The sequence below is a fragment of the Sediminicola sp. YIK13 genome (assembly GCF_001430825.1).
Lineage (GTDB): Bacteria > Bacteroidota > Bacteroidia > Flavobacteriales > Flavobacteriaceae > Sediminicola.
In genome coordinates this window covers 3,398,574-3,421,053 of sequence record NZ_CP010535.1, presented here as the reverse complement: position 1 = coordinate 3,421,053, position 22,480 = coordinate 3,398,574, and the positions used below count along the sequence as shown (strand labels likewise).

Genomic DNA, 22,480 nt, shown 5'->3' with positions numbered 1-22,480 from the left:
CTTTTTTCGTTTATTTAAGGATATGAGTTTAGTTAGATTAAAAATAAAAGGAATTTCGTACAGCCAAACACAAAATGGCGCGTATGCCCTTATATTGAATGAAGTTGACGGGGATCGCAAACTACCTATAGTCATTGGTGCCTTTGAGGCACAATCCATAGCCATAGCCTTGGAAAAGGAAATAAAACCTCCAAGACCCCTCACCCACGATCTATTCAAGAATTTTGCGGATAGGTTCGAAATCGTCGTCAAACAAGTGATCATTCACAAATTGGTAGATGGTGTTTTCTATTCCAGTATCATCTGCGAACGAGATAAAATCGAAGAAATTATTGACGCCAGAACCAGTGATGCCATTGCCCTGGCACTGCGTTTTAATGCCCCTATATTTACCTATAAGACCATTTTGGACAAAGCTGGAATTTTCTTAAAATTCTCCTCCAAGGACAAGGACAAAGAAGAGAGCACGGATAGTATCATGGTAGATGAAATATTACAGGAAGGCGAAACCGTAGAAATAGACAGCGGCGCATCTGATGCGTACAAAGAGTTATCGTTAGAGGAACTACATCAAGAACTGGACAAGGCAGTTGCTAATGAGGACTACGAAAAAGCTGCAAAACTAAGGGACGAGATTTCTAAACGTCAGCGCTAAACAAATACGATTTTATGAAATATAGCTTTTTGATTACCCTATCAATATGCCTGACCATTTTCTCCTCCTTTGCACAAGAACCAGCACTTACCGACACCATGCAGCAAGTAGTAACTCCAATAGCCGAGGATAACACTTCATCACTATTGGTAACTTCTACCGATATTGCTCCTAACGAAGGGTTTACGACCCAAGGTTTATTAAGGGGGTTATTAGGGATGATCGTCCTTATTCTAATAGCCGTACTTTTTAGTTCAAATAGAAAGGCAATCAATTGGAAAACAGTTGGAATAGGGCTTTCCATTCAGCTTTTGATCGCCGTTGGTGTCTTACAGGTACCCTTTATCCAAATGATATTCGAAAAAATAGGACAAGTTTTCGTAAGTATCTTGCAATTTACCAATGCAGGAAGTAAGTTTTTATTTGAGGGGCTGGTAGTGGATATGGACACTTTTGGGTTTATTTTTGCCTTTCAGGTTTTACCTACTATCATCTTCTTTTCCGCACTTACCTCTGTATTGTTTTACCTTGGAATCATTCAAAAAATCGTGAAAGCATTGGCATGGCTATTGTCAAAATCACTTGGGATCTCTGGTGCCGAAAGCCTATCCGTGGCCGGCAACATATTCTTGGGACAAACAGAAGCCCCCTTGCTTATCAAAGCCTATCTGGAAAAAATGACCAAATCCGAAATGTTGCTGGTCATGATTGGTGGAATGGCCACTGTGGCTGGAGCTGTGTTGGCCGCATATATTGGATTTTTGGGCGGAAGCGATGAACTTTTAAGACTTCAGTTTGCCAAACATTTATTAGCGGCATCCGTAATGGCCGCGCCAGGAGCTATTGTCATTTCCAAGATACTTTATCCCCAGACAGAAAAGGTGTCTACCGACGTAGTTGTTTCTACGGAAAAAATAGGATCCAATATTCTGGACGCCATCGCGAACGGAACCACGGAAGGGCTAAAATTAGCTGTTAACGTGGGGGCAATGCTCCTTGTCTTTGTTGCTTTTATAGCCATGCTGAACGGTATCTTTGGCTGGATCGGAGATGTAACAACCATCAATAGCTGGATTGCCGCTAATTCATCCTACGATCAACTATCGCTGGAAGCTATCTTAGGAACTGTATTCTCCCCATTAATGTGGTTGATTGGGGTTGCGAATGAGGACATTTCACTGATGGGACAGTTATTGGGAATAAAATTGGCCGCCAGTGAATTTATCGGCTATATCCAGCTGGCAGAACTAAAAGATGTGGTCAACGGTACCCATCTGGCCTATAACAAATCCGTAATTATGGCCACTTATATGCTCTGTGGGTTTGCAAATTTCGCCTCTATAGGAATTCAAATTGGAGGGATAGGCTCCCTGGCACCAAACCAAAGGAAGACCTTATCTGAATTTGGCTTAAAAGCAGTTTTAGGGGGATCTTTGGCTTCTTTGCTATCTGCAACCATTGCGGGAATGATCTTGGGATAACGGCAACCATTTTTTTAAACCCAATCCTAGTTGATAAGTTTTTATAAATAGGAATCGAGAATTACGGCAACTTTTTACCCCTTTGTTTATTTTCGTAGCATATATCCCCACGGCTTTGCTTGTGGAAAAAAGTTTAGCGAACCATGAAACAATACCACGATTTACTCCGACACGTATTAGCATCAGGAAACCAAAAAGGAGACCGCACAGGAACAGGAACCATCAGTGTTTTTGGCCATCAGATGCGATTTGATCTCAGTGAAGGGTTTCCCATGGTCACTACCAAAAAACTACATTTAAAATCCATTGTTCACGAATTGCTTTGGTTTTTAAAAGGGGATACCAATGTTACCTACCTACAAGAAAATGGGGTACGCATTTGGAACGAATGGGCCGATGAGAATGGCAACCTAGGTCCGGTTTATGGGTATCAATGGCGTAATTGGAACGGGGAAGAGATAGATCAGATCAAGGAAGTAATCACCTCCTTGAAAAACAATCCCAACAGCCGCCGAATGCTAGTTTCTGCTTGGAATCCTAGTGTATTACCGGACACCTCAGTTTCCTTTGCCGAGAATGTCGCCAACGGAAAAGCCGCATTGCCTCCATGTCATGCATTTTTTCAATTCTATGTGGCGGACGGCAAGCTTTCCTGTCAATTGTACCAACGCAGTGCAGATATTTTTCTAGGAGTGCCTTTCAATATAGCCTCCTATGCCTTGTTCACATTAATGATGGCCCAGGTTTGCGATCTACAACCAGGGGAATTCATCCATACTTTTGGCGATGCCCATATCTACAACAACCATTTGGAGCAGGTAGAACTGCAATTGAGCAGAGAACCAAGACCATTACCTAAAATGGTCCTCAATCCTGAGGTGAAAGATATTTTCGATTTTAAGTTTGAAGATTTTACTTTGGAAGATTACAATCCACATCCACATATCAAAGGAGCAGTAGCGGTTTAGGTTAATCCTTGTCCCTTTTGGGTTAAAACGAAAAAAGATAAATTGAGTATCTTTATAAGTATTAACCCAAGATCTATGATACTTACCCAAACGCTCTTGGATTTCTTTATAGAAACCAGAAAACATACCGAAAGCATATGCGCTCCCTTGGAGATAGAAGACTATGTGGTGCAGCCAATGGCGGATGTTTCTCCTCCTAAGTGGCATTTAGGCCACAGCACCTGGTTTTTTGAGGAGTTCATCCTAAAAAAATATAAAAAAGGCTATCGGGTTTTTGATACCGACTTTTCTTTTGTTTTCAATAGTTATTACGAATCTTTGGGCGAAAGGGTTGTTCGCTCCGATCGCGGAAACCTTTCCAGACCCTCTGTTGAGAAAGTCTATGAATACCGCAACCATGTAACCGCAGCCGTTGTGAGCTTGTTTGAAGAGCCCGTAGATCTCGAGTTGGAAGCAGTAATGGAAATTGGGATTCACCATGAAAAGCAACACCAAGAATTATTGCTCACGGATATCAAATATATTTTGGGCAACAATCCGTTACTTCCACCATACGCCAACACATACAGCGAACACCGGCAAGAAAGTGAATCCCGGGAATGGATAGAATTGGACGAGGGTATCTACGAAATTGGACATAATTCTAACCAATTTTGCTATGACAATGAATTGGGGCGCCATAAAGTATACCTCCATCCCTTTCAAATCTCCAGCACATTGGTCACGAATAAGGAATACCTGAAATTTATGAATGCTGGGGGATATGAACATTTTGAATACTGGCATGCCGAGGGATGGGATTGGGTGAATACCAATCTAATCAAAGCACCTCTGTACTGGCACCAAGTAGATGGCTCTTGGCAGTACTATTCATTGAAAGGATTGCAAAAAATAGACCCAAAAGCGCCAGTCACCCACCTCTCCTATTATGAAGCCTTTGCTTTTGCACAATGGAAAGGGTCTCGTCTTCCAACCGAATTTGAGTGGGAAGCGGCACAAGCGCAATTCTCATGGGGCAAGCGTTGGGAATGGACCGAAAGCGCTTATTTACCCTATCCCAATTACCAAAAAGCCGAAGGAGCCTTAGGAGAATACAATGGCAAGTTTATGGTTAACCAAAAAGTTCTCAGGGGAGGTTCCATTGCTACCCCCAACAAACACACAAGACCAACATACCGTAATTTTTTCCCACCCTCGGCTAGGTGGCAGTACACAGGATTAAGGTTGGCAAAATAATTACGACAAAATTAATATGCACAAGAATACACGCACCATAACGATGTCCCGATTTGAAGAAGAAGTGTATGCTGGATTAACGGCGAACCCAAAATATTTATCCTCCAAATATTTTTATGACGCCAAAGGCGACAAGATATTCCAAGATATTATGGCAATGCCAGAATATTACCTGACAGGATGTGAATACAATATCCTGAAAAGTCATAAAGAAGATATTTCTGCTCTATTTTCAGAAGGTTCAAATAGCTTCAACCTCATTGAATTGGGGGCAGGAGATGGAAAAAAAACCAAAATACTGCTAAAATATCTGGTAGAACGGAAGTTGGATTTTAAATACCTCCCCATTGATATTAGTCAGAATGCTTTGGATCAATTGGAAAAATCTCTCCAAATTGAAATCCCCACATTAAAAACAGAACCATTACAAGGCACTTATCTTGAAACTTTGGAAACCATCAACTCCATTAGGGATAAAAAGAAAGTCATACTCTTTCTAGGCTCCAATGTAGGAAATCTGTTGCACCCACAGGCTGTGACTTTTTTAAAACAGGTGCAGGGATCTATGAAAGAAGAGGACCTATTTTTTGTTGGATTCGATCAGAAAAAAAATCCACAGACTATATTGGATGCCTACAATGACAAAGCGGGAATAACAGAGGCATTTAATAAGAATGTATTAGTGCGTATAAATACCGAATTAAAGGGCGACTTTATTACGGATAACTTCCTCCATTGGGAAACATATGATCCCGAAACTGGAACAGCAAAAAGCTATTTGGTTTCTAACAAAGAACAGACCGTTACGATCAAAGAACTGGACCTGACCATTACCTTGAAACCATGGGAGACCATACATACGGAAATATCACAAAAATATGATGACGAGGTGGTCTCATGGCTGGCCAAAGAAGCAGGACTGAAGGTTGTAGCACAATTTTCGGATGAAAAAAAGTACTATAAGAACTATGCGTTTAAAAAAATATAGAAAATGAAAGCAATTTGGAACAATACCGTAATAGCTGAAAGTGACCATACTGTGGTGGTGGAAAACAACCATTATTTCCCTGCGGACAGTATTAAGAAACAATACTTTAGACCTAGTCCCACGCATACCACATGTGCGTGGAAAGGTAAGGCATCTTACTATTCCCTAGAAGTAGACGGGAAAGAAAACAAGGATGCGGCCTGGTACTATCCAGAGGTGAGCGAATTGGCCAAAACAATTAAAGGCCACGTAGCATTTTGGAAAGGAGTCACCATTGAAAAATAAATCAATGGTGACCTTCCAAGTTTAATTTTTTATAGTGCTAGAATAGGATTCTCTGTCCCAGCAAACTCGTTCCACTTGAAACCATCGGCTTCAGCTTCGGTAGCGTAGTTACCATCTATCAAATACTTGAACTCATATGTATTTTCCACAGGTAAATCAAACGTACCTTTGAAAGTTCCGTTCTTTAATTTTTTCAGTACATTTTTCTTTGGATCCCAATCATTGAAATCACCTACCACAGCAACTTTTTTGGCGCCCTCAGCAGGAACAGTGAAAGTTACTTTACAAACTGGTTTAGTCTTAAGGTATTGTTTAGCTATTGCCATAATTCTGTTATTAAATTATAGCGCAAAAAAACGGATTAAAAAGCTCGCGCACAATGATTTACATCATATTTATCAATTTGATAATATTATGGGGGCTTTTGATTAACATCGACAAAAAAGTGTCGATTAAATTCTGATGTACTTAATGGTCATTTCCTTGATTTTAGAAGCTTTACTATTTTTTGAATATCCTTCTCTGTATTATAGATATGAAAACTTAAACGGATGCCGCCTCCTCTTTGTGCACAGAGAACATCATTCTCAACCAATTTTTGGAAAAGCTCGTCCCCCCCTTTAATATTAAATATTGTACTGTGGTCTGTTCGGTTTACGACAGCCTCTTCCAAAAGCCCCAAAGCGGTCAATTCCCCTTTTGCGAATTCCGATAAGGTCTTAAGGTGGGCCGTAATTGCGTCCATCCCTATTTTGGAAAGAAAGTCGAGCGAAAATTTAAGGCTGCCAAAATTCAAGGTGTCCAAATGACCCGGCTCAAAATGCTTGTTAAAAGAAACTGTATCCTTTGCCGATAGATCTAAATTGGTGGAATTGAATCCCACTGCCTTGGGCGAGAAGACATTTTTTACACCATCCTTGAACAACATAAACCCATTGCCATACCCGGCCAACAGCCATTTATAACCACTCGCACCAAGGATGTCTATCCCAGATTCCGCAAAGTTAAAACTCTCCGTACCGCAATATTGGGTCCCATCGGCAATAATGATCAGTTCTGGAAAGTCCTTCTTCAAGGTCTTTAAAAACTCTAAATCAATTTTGATGCCGTTCAGCCACTGCACCAAACTTAAGGCCAGCACAGTTATCCCTTTGATTTTTACCTCCTCTAAAATATTCTGTTCCAAATGTTGATCCAAAGCAATTGTGGAAATAGCATACCCCCTATTTTCAAAAGGCCAATTAAGAGACGGGTAATCCCCATCTACCAGTAAGACCTTATGTTCTTTGGGCAAGCCCTCGAGCAACAAGTTTATTCCGATAGAAAAATTTGGAATCAAGGCCACATTGGAAGGATCACATCCAAAAAATTGTCCGACAGTTTTTCGGGTATGGCCCAGCAATTTGTGCGACTTCGCCTTCATGATACTCCCTTCTATCAAAAAATCCAGATCGTGCTCTTGACGCCAGTCCAGTAAATCGTCATACAATAACCCTGAGGCAGCGGTATTGGCATAAACATATTGGCTAAGTACAGGAAACTGCTTTATAATCTTTTGCATATGGAACCGAAATGATAATTAGTAATTGGCTTATCTTTGTAGGTAAAGATACTTATTCCATGTTTTCCAGAAATAAAACTACATCAAAAATAGACACAGATCAGCATGAGCTAATGGAGCATGCCCAGGAAAGGATAAAGGTAAAAAAAAGGCTTTACAACCATTTTATCATCTTTCTTGTAGGAAGTGTGTTTTTAGTTTTGATCAATAAAATCTTGAAGTATGGTGAAGCTTACGATTGGTTTATCTGGGCGATTACTCTTTGGGCTTTTCTTTTTGTGATCCATGCCGTAAACGTATTATTTTCCAGAAAATTTATGGGTCTCGAATGGGAACGTAAGCAACGTGAAAAATTAGTTGAGAAACAAAAAAGACGTATCGCTGAAATCCAAAAGGAAATAGAGACCGATTTTCCTATATCCAATATCAACCAAAAAAAAGATTCGTGGGAAAAGTTACCATAATAGCCGCTGTAGCGGAAAACAATGCCCTAGGCAAAGACAATGATCTCCTTTGGCACCTCCCGGACGATTTTAAACGCTTTAAACAGCTGACCACCGGGCACAAGATCATCATGGGAAGAAAGACTTTTGAAAGCTTTCCCAAACCTTTGCCCAATAGGCACCATATCATCATCACCAGAGATAAAAGCTACCGTGTTGATCATCCCAACTGCACCATTGTACACTCTTTGTCTGACGCCTTGGCACTTGTAGCAAATGAAGCGTTGTCTTTTGTTATTGGGGGAGGGGAAATTTATAACTTGGCCATGCCCTATTGCGATACCCTAGAGATCACTAGGGTACATGGGGACTATGAGGCCGATGCCTTTTTTCCTGAGATTGATTCTTCCAATTGGAAATTGGTCAGAGAAGAATATCACGGGAAGGATGATAAACACGCTGTAGATTTTACTTATAGGACCTTTATCAAAAAGAAAACCTAAAAATCGAGATAAGCCGTGTTGTATTGGGCCTTCACATCGGTCAAAAAACTGGCCAGAATATCCGGATTTGAATTGGTGTAAAACAGATGGCTTCCTTTTTTATCTGGGCTAGCCAAAAGGTTATTCTCCTTCAATATGGCCATGGTCTGCTTCGCGATGGCCGCACCGGAATCTAAAATCTCAACGTGAGCTGGGATCATTTCTTTTAACACTGGAATCAAATAAGGGTAGTGGGTACAACCAAGCACCAGATAATCCATCCCTTCAGCCAACATGGGTTCCAAGTACTTTTGTAGCAACTCTTTTGTTTCGGGGGCGTGTACCTTTCCTGCTTCTATCAAAGGTACCAGGCCGGTTCCTACCTGCACTATTTTATTGATACCTCCTGCATGGTTTTGGGAAGTGGTAAAAAAAAGTTCACTGGACAAAGTGCCTTTGGTGGCCAATACCCCCACCGTTTTTGATTTGGATCGTAATGCTGCCGGTTTTATGGCTGGTTCGGTACCGATAAACGGGACAGAATAATGTTCCCGAACATAGGAGATGGCGTTGGTGGTTGCCGTGTTACAGGCCACAACGATAAGCTTACAGTCTTTGGCCAGCAGATACTCAATATTCTTTATGCTCAACTGAAGAATTTCTTCTTTTGACCGCTCCCCATAAGGGGCATTTTTACTATCAGCCAAGTAAATGGTGTTCTCATAGGGAAGCAATTTTTCAATTTCCCTCCAAACCGAAGTACCACCAATACCCGAATCAAAAATGCCGATCGGCCTGTTGTCCATATTGCTCATTCTGCTTTTAAAAGTATGAAGTTACACGCTAATACCCATAGGAATTTTTATAAATTATCAACTTGAAATACCAATTCCCTTAACATCCAAAAACAAAAAACCACACAATTGCTTGTGTGGTTTTCCTGTAAACTAAATTCTAATCTCTTAGAAGCCCAATTGCTTCTTTACATCAGGCAATAGATCTTTACCTTTAGCTACGATCAAGCCACCACCTTGGGTTGCATCGATCACATAGTCATATCCAAGAGTAGCGGCAACCTTTTCAATGGCTACTTTAGCTTTCTCAGTGATAGGACCCATTAGCTCTCCTTGCTTCTTTTGCAATTCTTGGTAAGCTGCTTGTTCGGCCTCCTTAATATTCTTATCGAATCCTTGTAATTCCAAAGCTCTCTTTTCGTTCTCTTCTGGAGTCTTAGAAGCAGATTCATTAGAATATTGTGTGTATTTATTTTTCAATTCAGTCATAGAACTTTCAATATCCGCTCTATAGGTCTCCTGTAATTTTTTTAATTCTGCTTGCGCCTTTTTCATTTCTGGCATCTGAGACAACAGTTGTTCCACATTAATATGTGCTACCTTGCTCTGAGCATTGACAAAACTAGTAGCTCCTACAAACAATACAATCGCTACCGCTATTTTCTTTAAGTGTTTCATGATTTTAATTACTATTTACGTGTTAAATTAATGGTTTCAAATTTATGCGAAGTTCCAATTTTTAGTTGACCGTATCTTTTTTTACTTCGCCTTCCTTTCTTTCTTCTAGTTTAGCTTTTCGCTGGGCCTCGCGTTCTTCAAGCAGTTTTTTACGCCTTGCCTCGTATGCCTTTTTACGCTCTTCCCTCAACTTTAACTGTTCTGCCCTTTTTTCTTCAGCGCTTTTTTCTCTCGCTTCTTGGGCAGCCCCAGCTTTATCTATTCGTTCTTGGAGCTCCTCTGATATCACTTCTTCATCTGGCTCATTGTCACCATCAAAAGCATCCAAACGACTATCGATATTATTGCCTTTTAAAGGCTTGCTTATTTTTCTAGTCCTAGCTATACCCCTAAGCACCAAGTCACTGATATCGTGCCTTTTTTCGGAATACAACATTACAACATCTGCAGAACTATCAAAAATAAAATCATATCTTTTATTGGCTCCAATCTTCTGTACTTCATTAAATACTTGATCCTGGATGGGCTGTATCAATCTTCGCTTTTGAAGGACCAAATCCCCCTGTGGCCCAAAGCGATCTTGTTGGTATTGAAACATTTCATTTTCCAGCACCTGTATTTCTTCCTCTCGCTCAGCTATCAGTTCATTGGTCAACAGCACTTTTTCTGCCATCAAGTCCTTCTTCATCTGTTCCACCACACTCTGCTTCTGTTCTATCTCTACCTTCCATTTCTGGACCTTGATTTCCAACTGCTCATTTGCATCGCGGTACTCCTCTACATTTTCCAGGATATACTCCATATCCACATATCCGATCCTTACCCCGCGTTGGGCAAAAATGGCTGTTGAAAAGAATACAGCTGTTATAATTAAAAGAACTTTCGTTTTCATCCTGTTTACTTTTTAGTATATAGAAAATATCGTGCCAAAATAAGTAAATAATTTAAAATGAATATATTTCTTGTTTTAACACGCATTGGAAAGTCCTTTGGATTCTTAGAATTGCTGCCCGATAATAAAGTGTGTCTGCCATCCGCTAGGACCCACAGATCCTGGGGTATTATCACTGTCAAACCCGTAGCCAAAATCTATTCCCAAAAGACCAAAGGCTGGCATAAAGATACGCAATCCTACCCCCGCCGATCTTTTAATTTGAAACGGATCGAACTCGCTAAACCCGTTAAAGGAGTTACCACCTTCCAAAAAGGCCAGTCCGTAAATTGATGCCGAAGGTTTCAATGTCAACGGATACCTAAGCTCCAAAGAGAACTTATTATACACCACACCACCTTCTTGTTCCTGCCTTCCTGTCGCCGGATTAACACTGAAAGGCGTTAAGGATTGGTTCTCATAACCCCTCAACTGTACCACATCCCTACCGTCCAAAGTAAAGTTGCCCAGACCATCACCTCCAACAAAGAAACGCTCAAAAGGAACGTTACCTATGTCACTGTTGTAATTACCTAGAAAACCAAATTCAGCATTGGATCGCAACACCAGTTTATCTACGAGATTAGTGTACCAATCTCCCTTAAATTTAACCTTGTAATATTCTTGCCATTTAAACCGTTCCCGGTCTACATCTTCTAAAGCTTCCAAATCCCTATTTTCGATTGCCGTTTGCTCATCCTGGTTCAATTGGCTGTAATCCTTCCCGTTAAACAAGGAATAAGGTGGCGTTAACTTGGCGGTAATCTCAAAATTGGAACCTCCCATTGGGAAGATTGGATTGGGACCTGAAGATTTACGTGATAGTCCAAAGGTATATGCCAAGGAGTTAGATTTCCCGTTACCAAAATTAAACAAGCCAATGTTGTAATTCTGGAAATTATACAATTGATACCCTATGGAGTGGGAGACGGTAAAAAAATCGTCTGGCCACTGCAGACGTTTTGCCAACCCCAAAGAAACACCTGTTATGGAAAACTGCCTGTCCTTATCTATGTCCCTATTCACAAAATCGAACTGAAACTGCTGTGTCCTGGAAAGGGACATGTTGAAACGCACCGGTTTTTTACCTCCCAACCAGGGCTCGGAAAAGTTAAGGCTATATACTCTAAAAGTCCTACTGGCCTGTAAACGCAAGGCCATGGTCTGTCCGTCTCCCATGGGTACGGGCTTATAGGCTTCCCCATTAAAAATATTCCTTAATGAAAAGTTGCTAAAGGAAAGTCCTAAAGTACCGATGAAGCCACCTCCACCGTAACCACCTTGTAGTTCTATCTGGCTAGATCCAGACTCAACCAAACTGTAGTTGATATCCACTGTACCATCGTTAGGGTTTGGATTGATAATGTCTGGCTTAATATTCTCAGCATCAAAGAAGCCCAATTGCCCCAATTCACGAATACTTCGGATGATATTGTCCTTACTGTATTTCTGTCCTGGACGTGTTCTTAGCTCTCTAAAGATTACGTGGTCATTGGTTTTGTCATTTCCCTCTACCGTAACATGGTTCAAGAAAGTTTCCTTTCCTTCAATAATTCGAATCTCAAAATTAATGGTGTCGTTCTGTGCAGAAATTTCCACTGGATTCACACTGGAGAACAGGTACCCATTATTTTGGTATAGGTTGGTAATATCTTGACCGTCTGGCTTACTGTCATCGGCAATACGTTTTTTTAGCAATACCCCATTATAGGTATCCCCTTTTTTAATTCCGATTACCTGACTTAGTACACGATCCGAGTATACGGTATTTCCAACAAAATCTATTTCCCCAAAGTAGTACTTATTACCTTCTTCTACCTTGATCTTTAGGTTGACGTTGTTTTCATCTACCTTAACAAGGGTATCTGAAATTACCCTGGCATCCCTAAATCCGTTTTCGGCATACTTCTCAATTAAGGTAGTTAGATCTTCTTTATAATCGGCCTCAATATATTTTGATTTTTTCCAGAAGCGATAAAATTTCTTTTGCTTGGTATTCTTTAAGGATTTGGCCAGTTTTTTATCGGAAAGCTGTTCGTTCCCTTCAAACTCTATATCCTTGATCTTTACCTTATCCCCTTTTTTGATGTTGATCACCATTTTCTGGGTATTGCTTCCTACGGTATCGGTGGCGGTTGCAATGGTCACTTTGGTATTCAGGTATCCCTGCTTCTTATACTTGTTCTGAAGATAGTTTTTGGTATTGGCGATTAAACTTTCGGTTATCTTTTTACCCTTTTTAAGGTCAGTATCCTTAATGATATCTTCTACCTTTCTTTTCTTAACACCATAGACCGTAACTTCAGATAATGTTGGGCGCTCCAAAATATTCAGTTCAAGGAATATCTTATCATCTTCGATATTGGTGATATAAAAGGAGATATCACTAAAAAGTTCCAAGCCCCACAGCTTATTGATTATGGCGCTAATTTCCTCTCCTGGGATAGTGATGGGCTGCCCCTCCCTAAGTCCGGTGTAGGTTTTTACCGTTTGCTCGTTGTAACTTTGTAGGCCTGTTACTTCCAGACCCCCTAAAATATACCTCTTACCATCCTCATAGGAAGTGTCCTGCGCGGTGGTTAGAGTGGTAAAAAAAAGTAGTAGGATTGTTGTTAAAAGTTCAAAGGATATGAACTTTTTCATATCGCTAGTTAAGTTGTTCGCTAGTTTTTCCAAATCTTCGTTCTCTGTTTTGGTAATTTATAATGGCCTCTACCAAATGATGCTCTTTAAAATCGGGCCAAAATACATCAATAAAATATAATTCGGCATATGCAATCTGCCAAAGTAAAAAATTGCTTATTCTACGCTCTCCGCTAGTCCTTATTAGGAGATCTACATCTGGCAAATTATGCGTGTAAAGATGGTTATTTATAATCGTTTCATCAATCTTTTCGGGAGAAATTATATTATTTTTAACTTTGATACTTATTTGTTCCACGGCATTTCTGATTTCTTCCCTAGCACCATAACTCAGTGCCAAAGTCAGGGTCATTCCAGAGTTTTCCGATGTTTTTTCCATCACTTCCTTCAACTCCTTATTGGCCTTCTTGGGCAAGGAGTCTATATTGCCGATCGCATTTAAACGGATGTTGTTTTTATGGAGGGTTTTCAATTCTTTCTTAAGAGATGAGACCAAAATTTTCATCAAGGTATCCACTTCCAGCTTTGGCCTGTTCCAGTTTTCGGTAGAAAAAGTATATAGGGTAAGATATCCAATACCGATCTTCGCACAATTTTCCACAGTCTCCCTTACTGTCTTCACGCCATTCTCATGACCAAAAACACGCAATTTCCCCTGTTTTTTGGCCCACCTCCCATTACCGTCCATGATAATGGCCAAATGCACCGGCAAATTCTGATTGTTGATATCTTCTATAGTGTTCATTATCCCATTTTACTCAAAGCAATCACGACACGGTTTCCTACCAAAGGTATAGGTCAGGGTCATTCCTGAAAAAACGTACCAATCATCACTAAAAACATTCCCAAATTTAAACTGCTCAAAATTGGATCCCATTGGATTACTGCCATCCAAATTATCCGTAAAAGTATATCTACCTCCTATTTCTGCCCCCAGAATTAAAAATTGGCTAATTCTGAGTTTAGCCCCGACCGTCATGGGAATGGCAAAAGACCCATCTCTTTGTCCACCTTCAATCTCCTGCAACTGTCCAGCATCAAAATAGGCATAATCATATCTGAAATAGGTAAGCCCAGTGTACAGATAAGGCGTAAATGCAGGCCCTAACCGATGTAAATTATATTCCACAAAATTAAATTCCAATCCGGCGGACACTTCCAAAAGGGAATTATCCATCACATACCCCCTATTTTGTCTTGAAGGCATATCCGATTTAAAATCATCTGCCGTAAATTTTCCATATATGGCACTTGCACGCCATGCATACCTCTTGCTCTTATTCCATTTGAACAATCCTCCGAACGCAGGACCAGAAGGCAAAATGTAGTTGGTTCTCCCAACATCACCAATGTTATTGGCCCCTCCCGCAAAAATACCCACTTCGTAGGTTTGAGCGCTCAGTTGACCAAATAGCATTACTAGAATAACAACAAAAAATGTCCTCATAAATCCCAAAAGTTTGCAAATATAACCATTTCAGCTTTTTAGCCTAGTGAAATGGCCATACTTGTAGTCTCCTTTTTGATAAACAATATTTAGCTTCGTTTATTGTTCGATAACGGGGTCAATTTCGGCGATCTTCCCCCCATAACAATTTGTTGCGAAGTGTTTTAAAAAAACTCTCAGAAGTATATTCGATCATCTTGATGGAAAAACCCGCCTTTTTAAGCAAAATCTCTTTGCCGCTTTTTAGGGTGGCGATACGTGAATCCAAAGACAGCAGGTGGTATTCTTCGCGCCCAGATACGCGCAGTCGTACTTCGGTATTATCAGAAACCACAAGGGGCCTGGCATTAAGGTTGTGCGGAGCAATTGGGGTTAACACCAAAGACTTTGCTGTAGGGGCAATTACAGGCCCACCACAACTCAAGGAATATCCTGTAGATCCCGTTGGCGTGGAAACGATGAGTCCGTCTGCCCAATAGGAAGTTAAATACTCATTGTTCAAATAGGTCTCCACGGTAATCATAGACGTGGTATCCTTGCGGCTTACCGTAATTTCGTTAAGCGCAAAATTGAGGTCGCCAAATTCTGGGATGGCCTCATCTGCATGTACCTCCAATAAACTTCGCTCCACAATGGTATAGGCTCCGGAAACGAACTCCTGCACCACTTTACGCACATCCTCTTTTTTAAAGGTCGATAAAAATCCCAACCTTCCTGTATTTACTCCCACTACTGGGATATCCAATTCCCTGACATAGGTAATGGCACGCAGAATGGTTCCATCCCCTCCAAAACTGACGAACATGTCGAAAGAATCGTCCAAACCGCTTACCATATTAAAGGTCTTATGTGACGTCAGCTTCCCCGATGAAAATAAAAGTTTATAGAATTCTTCTTCAAAATAAGCCTCAGATTCGGTCTTTTGAAGTTCGTCCAAAAAAGCAACAACATAATCAAGGGCATTATTTTGGTACGTTTGACCGTATATGGCAACCTTCATAAATACTAAACGTTAAGATATTTATCCAAATAATTTGAACGTTGTTTAAGGTTCTCTAAAAACTGATCGTCCGTATTGCCAAAAAGTATAGTGTAGTTGTACCTTCTAAAGGTCTGTATAATATCGTTGATCTCTGTAGCCCTAATTTTGATAGTTACCTGCACCACGTCATTTTTCATATCGGAGACAAAACCTCCCAACAACTTGGAATTGTTACTTTCGACAATCTGTGCGATCTCACTGAAAGAATAGTCCTTGATTCCCTTAGCAATCACGAGTATGCCGCCAGGTTCCGTAAAAAAGGGAGTGGCAATAAACAAAGCAACAACATCTGTTAGATTATAGTAACCTATCATTTTTTCTTCCATATCCATCACTGGAATCAGATTGGCCTCATTTCGGGCAAAAACCTCCAGAACGTCCAACCAGGAAGTTTCCAAGGTTACAAAAAACGACTCTAAGTTGAATCTATAATCTTCTATCTTTTTATTTCCTTCGAAGGTCTCCAGGTCATTTTCACTTAATAGCCCCACAAATTTATCTTCATCGGCCACTGCCACATGGGAATAGGTGGTGTCCTTAAAGAATTTGATAACTTCCTTTAATGAATCCCCAATTTCAAATACGGGGATATTTCTTATAATGCGGGATTGGATCTCCATAATATTAAATATAATGCAAATTACTAATTAATAATGGCAAAAAGCATGCCTTATTTGTATTTTTGCGTGGAATTATTCAGCATTAGAACATGACAAAACTCAGTGTAAACGTAAATAAAATAGCAACTTTAAGAAATGCGAGGGGCGGAAATGTTCCCGATCTTATCAAAGTTGCTATGGATATAGAGGCTTTTGGAGCGGAAGGAATCACCATACATCCCCGTCCAGACGAAAGACACATAAGGTATCAGGACGCCCGTGACCTTAAAAAGGTGGCCACTACCGAATTCAATATAGAGGGCAATCCTGTGCAAAAATTCATGGACCTGGTGCTGGAAGTAAAACCAACCCAAGTTACCTTGGTTCCGGATAGTGTGGATGCCATTACTTCCAATGCCGGTTGGGACACCATCAAACACAAAGATTTTCTGAAAGAGGTAATCTCCACTTTTAAACAGAACGGTATACGTACCTCAATTTTCGTAGATGCCAATACCAAAATGGTTAAAGGTGCCGCAGAAACTGGAACGGACAGGATAGAACTGTACACAGAAAGCTATGCGAAATCCTATTTGGAAGGGGATGCAGAACGCTGCAGGGCCGCAATCCTTCCTTTTATAGAAGCTGCAAAAATGGCCAATAGCTTAGGTCTTGGTATCAACGCGGGTCACGACCTTAGCTTGGACAATATAAAATATTTCAAAGAAAACATCCCCCATCTTTTAGAAGTCTCCATTGGGCATGCCCTTATTTGTGAATCGCTTTATCTAGGTTTGGAGAATGTAGTGAACATGTATTTAAACAAACTGAAGTAATGCCGTTGTTATATTCGAATATTTTAGGAAAAGGAACCCCTTTGTTGATACTTCACGGCTTTTTGGGCATGTCTGACAACTGGAAGACCTTGGGTACCCAATATGCAGAAGAGGAATTTGAAGTTCATTTACTGGACCAGAGAAACCACGGAAAAAGCTTTCACTCGAGCGAATTCAATTACGATCTGCTGGCCAAGGACGTCTATGACTATATAGAACATCATCAATTAAAGGATGTGATCGTGATCGGACATTCCATGGGCGGAAAAACAGCCATGCAGTTGGCCTGTACCTACCCCAATGCTGTCTCCAAATTATTGGTAGCCGATATTGCGCCCAAATACTACCCACCCCATCACGATGAAATTTTAAACGGACTAAATGCCTTAGACCTTAGCACTATCAGTTCTAGAACCGAGGCCGACAAACAATTGGCGAAGCACATTACCAATTTTGGGGTACGCCAATTCTTGCTTAAAAACCTCTATTGGGAAAGTAAGGAGAAGCTCAATTTCCGTTTCAACCTGCCCGTATTGAGCACAAAAATGGAGGAAGTAGGTGAAAATATTGGGTCTACCGCCAATTTTCAAGGCCCTACCTTATTCCTAAGAGGCGACAAGTCAGAATATGTGACCATGCAGGATCTCCCAGAAATAAAAAGACATTTTCCATTAGCCGAATTGGATACAATAGCAAAGGCAGGACATTGGCTTCATGCCGAAAACCCAGAAGCATTTTTTGAAAAATCCATGGCCTTTATGAAAAATTAGGGCTGATGGGCCAAACACCAAATTCGGTTTATATTTAAAAAACGCCCTGTGATCAGCTGTAGAAAATGCAATCAAAACACCTTGGATGTAGGCATTGGCTTTTCAATTTATTGTTTACATTTATCATAACTAACAAGACCAAACCTTAAAAATTAAGAGATGAAACTAATTCTAAGAATTTTATTGAGTGCCCTTGCAGTTGTTATATTGGCAAAAATTTTACCGGGGATTGGGGTAGATTCCTATACCACAGCCATAATCGTCGCTATTGTCCTGAGCCTCTTGAACTTTATAGTGAAACCGATATTGGTCATATTGACCCTGCCTATCACCATTCTGACCCTAGGCCTTTTCCTATTGATCATCAATGCCATTATTATCCTTTTGGCCGATAATCTGATATCTGGTTTTGAGGTTACCAATATATGGTGGGCCCTGCTTTTTAGTCTTTTACTGTCCTTTCTACAATCCGTATTATATTCTCTCCTAAAAGACGATTAAAATATTTGAGTTACGGTTTGACATTCAGTAATTTAAAAACTTGGCGAACTTATTAAAATGTACTACTTTTGCATCCCATTTTATTTATGTAAAATTCGATACAGAGATGAACATCACAAAAGAGCAGATTGACGAGTTAAATGCTGTTGTAAAAGTTGCCATTACAAAGGACGATTACAAGGACAAAGTAGAAAATATATTAAAGGACTATAGAAAGTCAGCCAATATCCCAGGTTTTAGAAAAGGCCAGGTTCCAATGGGCTTGATAAAAAAACAATACGGGAAAGCCGTTTTGGTTGATGAAGTCAACAAACTTCTTCAGGATAACCTGAACAAATACCTTACCGAAGAAAAATTGGATGTTCTTGGTAACCCACTTCCAAAACAACAGGACAATTTTAACTGGGATGCCGAAGATTTGGATTTTGAATTCGAATTGGGATTGGCTCCGAGCTTTGAGATAAATCTTAAATCCAAAAAAGCCATTACCCATTACCAAATTGTTGCCGACAAGAAAATGATTGACGAGCAAGTTGAACGTATTCAAAAACAATACGGGAAATTGGTAAATAAAACCGAGGCTGGCAAAAAAGATGAAATCACTGGAGTTTTCAAAAATGAAGAGGAAGGAATAGACAAGAAATCAACTCTTGAGCTAGATCAAATCTCAAACAAAAAGGCAATCGACAGTCTTTTGGGCAAAAAAGCGGGAGATGTAGTCACCTTAAAAACCAAAGGTTTATTCAAAGAAGATCACCTTCTTGCCAATATCTTGGGAATACAGGCAGATAAAGCAGAAAATTTAGACATCGAGGTTACTTTTACGGTTGAAGAGATCAACGAAAGGGAACCAGCTAAATTGGACCAAGAGTTGTTCGATAAGCTTTTCGGAAAAGATGTGGTTACGTCTAAGAAAGAGCTAGAAGCAAGAATAAAAGAAGATTCTGAAAAGCAATTTGAGCAACAAGCAGATCAGAAATTACTGAATGATGTTACCGAGTATTTTATTGAAAATACAAAATTTGACCTTCCGGCAGACTTCTTAACAAAATGGATACAGTCTACCGGTGAAAAACCGTTGACAGAAGAAGAGGCCAAGGCAGAATATGAAAAATCTGAAAAAGGTTTGCGTTATCAATTGATCGAGGGCAAGATCATTAAAGAAAACGATATTCAAGTACAATTTGACGAGTTAAAAGATTTCGCCAAAGGTTTTATCAAAACTCAAATGGCACAATTTGGACAAATGGATCCTAAAGAGGAAGAATTGGACAATATTGCTGCAAGGGTTTTATCCAACCAAGACGAGGTTCGCAGATTGTCTGAACAATTGATGAGCCAGAAACTATTAAAACTATACAAGGAGAAAGCAAATTTGAAAACTAAAGAAGTGACCTACGAGAACTTTGTGAAAGAAGTTTATGGGTAGTTTTCAAAAATAATTTAAGTATCTTTACGGTGCCGGAAATTATTTTTCGGCACCTTTTTTTGTTTCAAAAAAAATATCGAAGAAAACACATGGATTACGGAAAAGAGTTCAAAAACTACGCTATAAAAGACCAAGGGATCAGCAGCATGTACTATGACAAAATCATGAGTACCATGTATCCGTCGGCAATGACCCCCAACATTATTGAGGAAAGACAACTAAATGCTATTGCAATGGATGTTTTTTCCAGATTGATGATGGATAGGATCATTTTTTTAGGAACCGGCATCAATGACCAGGTCGCCAATATTGTACAGGCACAATTGTTGTTTTTGGAAAGTGCGGATGCCTCCAAGGACATTCAGATCTACATCAACTCTCCGGGAGGAAGTGTATATGCTGGTCTAGGAATTTATGACACCATGCAATTTATAAAACCAGATGTGGCAACTATCTGTACTGGTATTGCCGCTTCCATGGGAGCTGTATTATTGTGCGCAGGCGAAAAAGGTAAGCGCAGTGGGTTAACACATTCCCGTGTTATGATTCACCAACCTTTAGGTGGTGCACAGGGACAGGCAAGCGATATAGAGATTACTGCTAGGGAAATTCTTAAGCTTAAAGATGAGTTGTACCAGATCATTTCCAAGCATTCCGGACAGACTTTTGAAAAGGTGAACGAGGATAGTGACAGGGACTATTGGATGAAAGCCAATGAGGCCTTGAAATATGGCATGATCGATGAAATATTAGTAAGGGACGACAAATAATCCCGATAAAGGAATGAGGTACGGAATTAAAAGTCCGTCCAATTAAACCAAAAGCACGATACAAGCGTTATTGTGTTTTATGTTACCCCCAATATTATGGCAAAAGAAAATTTAGAATGCTCTTTTTGCGGAAGGAAGAAACCGGAAACCAATCTATTGATTGCTGGTTTGGATGCACACATATGTGACAGATGTATTGAGCAGGCGCACGGAATAGTTGCCGAAGAATCAAAACAATCGGACAAGAACGATCTTTCTTCTGAGTTGACCCTTAGAAAGCCTTTGGATATCAAGGAGTTTTTAGACACGTTTATCATAGGACAGGATCGCACCAAAAAGGTGATGTCCGTTGCAGTATACAACCACTACAAACGTTTATTACAGCCCAAGAGCAAGGAAGACGATATAGAAATTCAAAAGAGTAATATCATCATGGCCGGGCAAACGGGAACAGGGAAAACATTGATGGCCAAAACCATCGCTAAAATGTTGAATGTGCCCTTGGCAATTGTTGATGCCACCGTATTGACTGAAGCTGGTTATGTAGGTGAAGATGTTGAAAGTATCCTTACCAGGTTGCTTCAGGCTGCCGATTACAATTTGGAAAAAGCGGAGCGTGGAATCGTATTTATTGATGAGATAGACAAGATAGCCCGCAAAAGCGATAATCCTTCCATAACAAGGGATGTGTCTGGCGAAGGCGTGCAACAAGGTTTGTTGAAGCTTCTTGAAGGTACGGTTGTAAATGTCCCACCAAAGGGAGGACGTAAACATCCAGATCAAAAATTTATTGAGGTCAATACGGAAAATATCCTGTTTATCGCGGGTGGTGCCTTTGATGGTATTGAACGTATCATCACCAAACGCTTGAATATGCAAGCTGTTGGTTACAGTGCCTCCAAAGCTGAGGACAACCTGGACAACACCAATATCCTACAATATATTATCCCTAGGGATTTAAAAGAATTTGGTTTAATTCCTGAGATTATTGGACGATTACCGGTTCTTACACATATGAATCCGTTAGATGAGGAAACACTTAGAGCAATCCTTACCGAACCTAAGAATGCCATTATCAAACAATATGAGAAATTGTTTGCCATGGATAACATTAGCTTTAAAATTACGGATGAGGCATTGAACTACATCGTAAAGAAAGCTATTGAATACAAATTGGGTGCCAGGGGATTGAGATCCCTTTGTGAAGCCATTTTCACCGATGCCATGTTCGAATTACCAAGCAGCGATGAAAGTGAATTCAAGGTGACCAAAACCTATGCCGAGGAAAAGCTTTCCTTTGTGACATTGAAAAAACTAAAAGCAGCTTCTTAAGACTGAAGCTGCTTTTTTATAGCCCTACCCAATAGGTCCTTACATACCTTTTGTATAATTTTTTCATCCGAATACAGATCATGTCCAAAGTTGGGAATGATCTCTAATTCCAAATCCAAGTTTTTGGCCCATTCATCGGAAGGTCTAAATTCATCTTTACCTCCATAAATTAAAGTCGTCCTGCACTCGGGCTTCTCAGATTCATTTCTGATCCGTGTTGCCGAAACAGTGTAGAGCGATTTCATTTTCAAGCCAGCTAGTGCTGCTTTCCATGCTATGGTTCCTCCAGTACTGAAGGCCAAATAATGGCTAGGTACGGTCTCTTTCTTCAATAGATGCTTAACAGCGGTATCTATACCCCCATTTACAAAGGCCTGATGTACATTTTTATTGGTATCTACCGCCAAATCAATGTTGGCCAATTGCTGGCAATCATAAAATACGATGTCAAAATGTTGCTGTAAATATCCTAGATAAGAAGTGATCCAGAGTCCTTTTTTTGCACCCCACATGTCTGATAATACTACTAGTCGTTCTGCCATAATAAAAAGCTTTAAGGTTAATAGGGGACAATTATTGAAGACAATTTGCGTCAATTTCCGCCAAAAA

General features: G+C 40.1%; 25 protein-coding genes. 14 read left to right on the top strand and 11 right to left on the bottom strand.

The genetic code is table 11. The features are described 5' to 3' along the window. Nucleotides 1-22 precede the first annotated feature (22 nt). The 6 genes from SB49_RS15125 (at nt 23) to SB49_RS15100 (ending at nt 5,613) form a co-directional block, all read left to right on the top strand. Nucleotides 23-655 (top strand): bifunctional nuclease family protein, encoded by a 633-nt coding sequence (locus SB49_RS15125; protein WP_062059301.1) that lies wholly within the window; start codon nt 23-25, stop codon nt 653-655. A gap of 14 nt (nt 656-669) precedes the next feature. Further along, a complete protein-coding gene (locus SB49_RS15120; protein WP_062058335.1) occupies nt 670-2,136 on the top strand; it encodes a NupC/NupG family nucleoside CNT transporter in 1,467 nt (488 codons plus the stop codon). A gap of 143 nt (nt 2,137-2,279) precedes the next feature. Further along, nucleotides 2,280-3,104, top strand: coding sequence for a thymidylate synthase (locus SB49_RS15115; RefSeq protein ID WP_062058333.1), 825 nt, complete (start codon nt 2,280-2,282; stop codon nt 3,102-3,104). 75 nt (nt 3,105-3,179) lie between these two features. Next, entirely contained in the window at nt 3,180-4,340 is a 1,161-nt protein-coding gene (gene egtB / locus SB49_RS15110; protein ID WP_062058330.1) for an ergothioneine biosynthesis protein EgtB, read from the top strand. A gap of 16 nt (nt 4,341-4,356) precedes the next feature. Further along, nucleotides 4,357-5,328 (top strand): L-histidine N(alpha)-methyltransferase, encoded by a 972-nt coding sequence (locus SB49_RS15105; RefSeq protein ID WP_062058327.1) that lies wholly within the window; start codon nt 4,357-4,359, stop codon nt 5,326-5,328. Nucleotides 5,329-5,331: 3 nt separating this feature from the next. Next, nucleotides 5,332-5,613: a DUF427 domain-containing protein gene (locus SB49_RS15100; protein WP_062058325.1), complete on the top strand. Its 282-nt coding sequence runs from the start codon at nt 5,332-5,334 to the stop codon at nt 5,611-5,613. A 29-nt stretch (nt 5,614-5,642) separates the two neighbouring features. Here the strand turns inward: SB49_RS15100 and SB49_RS15095 are convergent, their stop codons facing one another. Together SB49_RS15095 and SB49_RS15090 are read right to left on the bottom strand one after the other, a co-directional pair. Beyond that, nucleotides 5,643-5,939, bottom strand: coding sequence for an isoamylase early set domain-containing protein (locus tag SB49_RS15095; RefSeq protein WP_062058321.1), 297 nt, complete (start codon nt 5,937-5,939; stop codon nt 5,643-5,645). Nucleotides 5,940-6,088: 149 nt separating this feature from the next. Further along, nucleotides 6,089-7,174 (bottom strand): aminotransferase class V-fold PLP-dependent enzyme, encoded by a 1,086-nt coding sequence (locus tag SB49_RS15090; RefSeq protein WP_062058318.1) that lies wholly within the window; start codon nt 7,172-7,174, stop codon nt 6,089-6,091. A gap of 59 nt (nt 7,175-7,233) precedes the next feature. Between SB49_RS15090 and SB49_RS15085 the strand changes: the two genes are divergently transcribed. Together SB49_RS15085 and SB49_RS15080 are read left to right on the top strand one after the other, a co-directional pair. After that, nucleotides 7,234-7,638: a 2TM domain-containing protein gene (locus SB49_RS15085; RefSeq protein ID WP_062059298.1), complete on the top strand. Its 405-nt coding sequence runs from the start codon at nt 7,234-7,236 to the stop codon at nt 7,636-7,638. After that, nucleotides 7,620-8,120, top strand: a complete 501-nt coding sequence (locus SB49_RS15080; protein WP_062058315.1) for a dihydrofolate reductase — start codon at nt 7,620-7,622, stop codon at nt 8,118-8,120. The genes SB49_RS15085 and SB49_RS15080 overlap by 19 nt, the downstream gene beginning before the upstream one ends. On the opposite strand, the gene murI is transcribed toward SB49_RS15080, so the two are convergent. From murI to SB49_RS15040, 8 genes are all read right to left on the bottom strand, one after another. Continuing rightward, nucleotides 8,117-8,905, bottom strand: coding sequence for a glutamate racemase (gene murI / locus SB49_RS15075; protein WP_062059295.1), 789 nt, complete (start codon nt 8,903-8,905; stop codon nt 8,117-8,119). The genes SB49_RS15080 and murI overlap by 4 nt on opposite strands. Nucleotides 8,906-9,061: 156 nt before the next feature. Continuing rightward, nucleotides 9,062-9,571, bottom strand: a complete 510-nt coding sequence (locus SB49_RS15070) for an OmpH family outer membrane protein (RefSeq protein WP_062058312.1) — start codon at nt 9,569-9,571, stop codon at nt 9,062-9,064. 61 nt (nt 9,572-9,632) lie between these two features. Next, complete coding sequence (locus SB49_RS15065) at nt 9,633-10,463, bottom strand: OmpH family outer membrane protein (protein WP_062058309.1); 831 nt, start codon at nt 10,461-10,463, stop codon at nt 9,633-9,635. 105 nt (nt 10,464-10,568) lie between these two features. After that, nucleotides 10,569-13,145, bottom strand: a complete 2,577-nt coding sequence (locus SB49_RS15060) for a BamA/OMP85 family outer membrane protein (RefSeq protein WP_062058306.1) — start codon at nt 13,143-13,145, stop codon at nt 10,569-10,571. Between the two features lie 4 nt (nt 13,146-13,149). Then, nucleotides 13,150-13,890, bottom strand: a complete 741-nt coding sequence (locus SB49_RS15055) for an isoprenyl transferase (RefSeq protein WP_062058303.1) — start codon at nt 13,888-13,890, stop codon at nt 13,150-13,152. Between the two features lie 9 nt (nt 13,891-13,899). Continuing rightward, a complete protein-coding gene (locus SB49_RS15050) occupies nt 13,900-14,592 on the bottom strand; it encodes a type IX secretion system protein PorG (RefSeq protein ID WP_062058299.1) in 693 nt (230 codons plus the stop codon). 118 nt (nt 14,593-14,710) lie between these two features. Beyond that, nucleotides 14,711-15,592 carry an NAD kinase gene (locus SB49_RS15045; RefSeq protein WP_062058296.1) on the bottom strand — a complete coding sequence of 294 codons (882 nt, stop codon included), beginning with the start codon at nt 15,590-15,592 and terminating at the stop codon, nt 14,711-14,713. 5 nt (nt 15,593-15,597) lie between these two features. Next, nucleotides 15,598-16,254 (bottom strand): CBS domain-containing protein, encoded by a 657-nt coding sequence (locus SB49_RS15040; protein WP_062058293.1) that lies wholly within the window; start codon nt 16,252-16,254, stop codon nt 15,598-15,600. A gap of 89 nt (nt 16,255-16,343) precedes the next feature. Between SB49_RS15040 and SB49_RS15035 the strand changes: the two genes are divergently transcribed. The 6 genes from SB49_RS15035 (at nt 16,344) to clpX (ending at nt 21,871) form a co-directional block, all read left to right on the top strand. Continuing rightward, nucleotides 16,344-17,069: a pyridoxine 5'-phosphate synthase gene (locus tag SB49_RS15035; RefSeq protein ID WP_062058290.1), complete on the top strand. Its 726-nt coding sequence runs from the start codon at nt 16,344-16,346 to the stop codon at nt 17,067-17,069. After that, on the top strand, nt 17,069-17,839 hold the full coding sequence (locus tag SB49_RS15030; protein WP_062058287.1) for an alpha/beta fold hydrolase: 771 nt from the start codon (nt 17,069-17,071) through the stop codon (nt 17,837-17,839). Before SB49_RS15035 ends, SB49_RS15030 begins: the two co-directional genes overlap by 1 nt. A 159-nt stretch (nt 17,840-17,998) precedes the next feature. Continuing rightward, complete coding sequence (locus SB49_RS15025) at nt 17,999-18,340, top strand: phage holin family protein (protein ID WP_062058284.1); 342 nt, start codon at nt 17,999-18,001, stop codon at nt 18,338-18,340. Between the two features lie 106 nt (nt 18,341-18,446). Then, complete coding sequence (gene tig / locus SB49_RS15020; RefSeq protein WP_062058281.1) at nt 18,447-19,769, top strand: trigger factor; 1,323 nt, start codon at nt 18,447-18,449, stop codon at nt 19,767-19,769. An 89-nt stretch (nt 19,770-19,858) separates the two neighbouring features. Beyond that, nucleotides 19,859-20,539, top strand: a complete 681-nt coding sequence (gene clpP, locus SB49_RS15015; RefSeq protein WP_062058278.1) for an ATP-dependent Clp endopeptidase proteolytic subunit ClpP — start codon at nt 19,859-19,861, stop codon at nt 20,537-20,539. Between the two features lie 96 nt (nt 20,540-20,635). Further along, entirely contained in the window at nt 20,636-21,871 is a 1,236-nt protein-coding gene (gene clpX, locus SB49_RS15010) for an ATP-dependent Clp protease ATP-binding subunit ClpX (RefSeq protein WP_062058275.1), read from the top strand. On the opposite strand, the gene SB49_RS15005 is transcribed toward clpX, so the two are convergent. Further along, nucleotides 21,868-22,413 (bottom strand): alpha/beta hydrolase, encoded by a 546-nt coding sequence (locus tag SB49_RS15005; RefSeq protein ID WP_062058272.1) that lies wholly within the window; start codon nt 22,411-22,413, stop codon nt 21,868-21,870. The two genes, clpX and SB49_RS15005, sit on opposite strands and share 4 nt — an antisense overlap. Nucleotides 22,414-22,480 lie beyond the last annotated feature (67 nt).

Coding starts and splice junctions, on each gene's coding strand:
- SB49_RS15085 (WP_062059298.1), top strand. CDS start 7,234: ATGTTTTCCAGAAATAAAACTACATCAAAAATAGACACAGATCAGCAT.
- murI (WP_062059295.1), bottom strand. CDS start 8,905: ATGGACAACAGGCCGATCGGCATTTTTGATTCGGGTATTGGTGGTACT.
- SB49_RS15060 (WP_062058306.1), bottom strand. CDS start 13,145: ATGAAAAAGTTCATATCCTTTGAACTTTTAACAACAATCCTACTACTT.
- SB49_RS15105 (WP_062058327.1), top strand. CDS start 4,357: ATGCACAAGAATACACGCACCATAACGATGTCCCGATTTGAAGAAGAA.
- SB49_RS15095 (WP_062058321.1), bottom strand. CDS start 5,939: ATGGCAATAGCTAAACAATACCTTAAGACTAAACCAGTTTGTAAAGTA.
- SB49_RS15045 (WP_062058296.1), bottom strand. CDS start 15,592: ATGAAGGTTGCCATATACGGTCAAACGTACCAAAATAATGCCCTTGAT.
- SB49_RS15050 (WP_062058299.1), bottom strand. CDS start 14,592: ATGAGGACATTTTTTGTTGTTATTCTAGTAATGCTATTTGGTCAACTG.
- SB49_RS15055 (WP_062058303.1), bottom strand. CDS start 13,890: ATGAACACTATAGAAGATATCAACAATCAGAATTTGCCGGTGCATTTG.
- SB49_RS15005 (WP_062058272.1), bottom strand. CDS start 22,413: ATGGCAGAACGACTAGTAGTATTATCAGACATGTGGGGTGCAAAAAAA.
- SB49_RS15125 (WP_062059301.1), top strand. CDS start 23: ATGAGTTTAGTTAGATTAAAAATAAAAGGAATTTCGTACAGCCAAACA.
- clpX (WP_062058275.1), top strand. CDS start 20,636: ATGGCAAAAGAAAATTTAGAATGCTCTTTTTGCGGAAGGAAGAAACCG.
- SB49_RS15035 (WP_062058290.1), top strand. CDS start 16,344: ATGACAAAACTCAGTGTAAACGTAAATAAAATAGCAACTTTAAGAAAT.
- SB49_RS15030 (WP_062058287.1), top strand. CDS start 17,069: ATGCCGTTGTTATATTCGAATATTTTAGGAAAAGGAACCCCTTTGTTG.
- SB49_RS15040 (WP_062058293.1), bottom strand. CDS start 16,254: ATGGAGATCCAATCCCGCATTATAAGAAATATCCCCGTATTTGAAATT.
- SB49_RS15025 (WP_062058284.1), top strand. CDS start 17,999: ATGAAACTAATTCTAAGAATTTTATTGAGTGCCCTTGCAGTTGTTATA.
- SB49_RS15100 (WP_062058325.1), top strand. CDS start 5,332: ATGAAAGCAATTTGGAACAATACCGTAATAGCTGAAAGTGACCATACT.
- egtB (WP_062058330.1), top strand. CDS start 3,180: ATGATACTTACCCAAACGCTCTTGGATTTCTTTATAGAAACCAGAAAA.
- SB49_RS15090 (WP_062058318.1), bottom strand. CDS start 7,174: ATGCAAAAGATTATAAAGCAGTTTCCTGTACTTAGCCAATATGTTTAT.
- SB49_RS15115 (WP_062058333.1), top strand. CDS start 2,280: ATGAAACAATACCACGATTTACTCCGACACGTATTAGCATCAGGAAAC.
- tig (WP_062058281.1), top strand. CDS start 18,447: ATGAACATCACAAAAGAGCAGATTGACGAGTTAAATGCTGTTGTAAAA.
- SB49_RS15070 (WP_062058312.1), bottom strand. CDS start 9,571: ATGAAACACTTAAAGAAAATAGCGGTAGCGATTGTATTGTTTGTAGGA.
- SB49_RS15065 (WP_062058309.1), bottom strand. CDS start 10,463: ATGAAAACGAAAGTTCTTTTAATTATAACAGCTGTATTCTTTTCAACA.
- clpP (WP_062058278.1), top strand. CDS start 19,859: ATGGATTACGGAAAAGAGTTCAAAAACTACGCTATAAAAGACCAAGGG.
- SB49_RS15120 (WP_062058335.1), top strand. CDS start 670: ATGAAATATAGCTTTTTGATTACCCTATCAATATGCCTGACCATTTTC.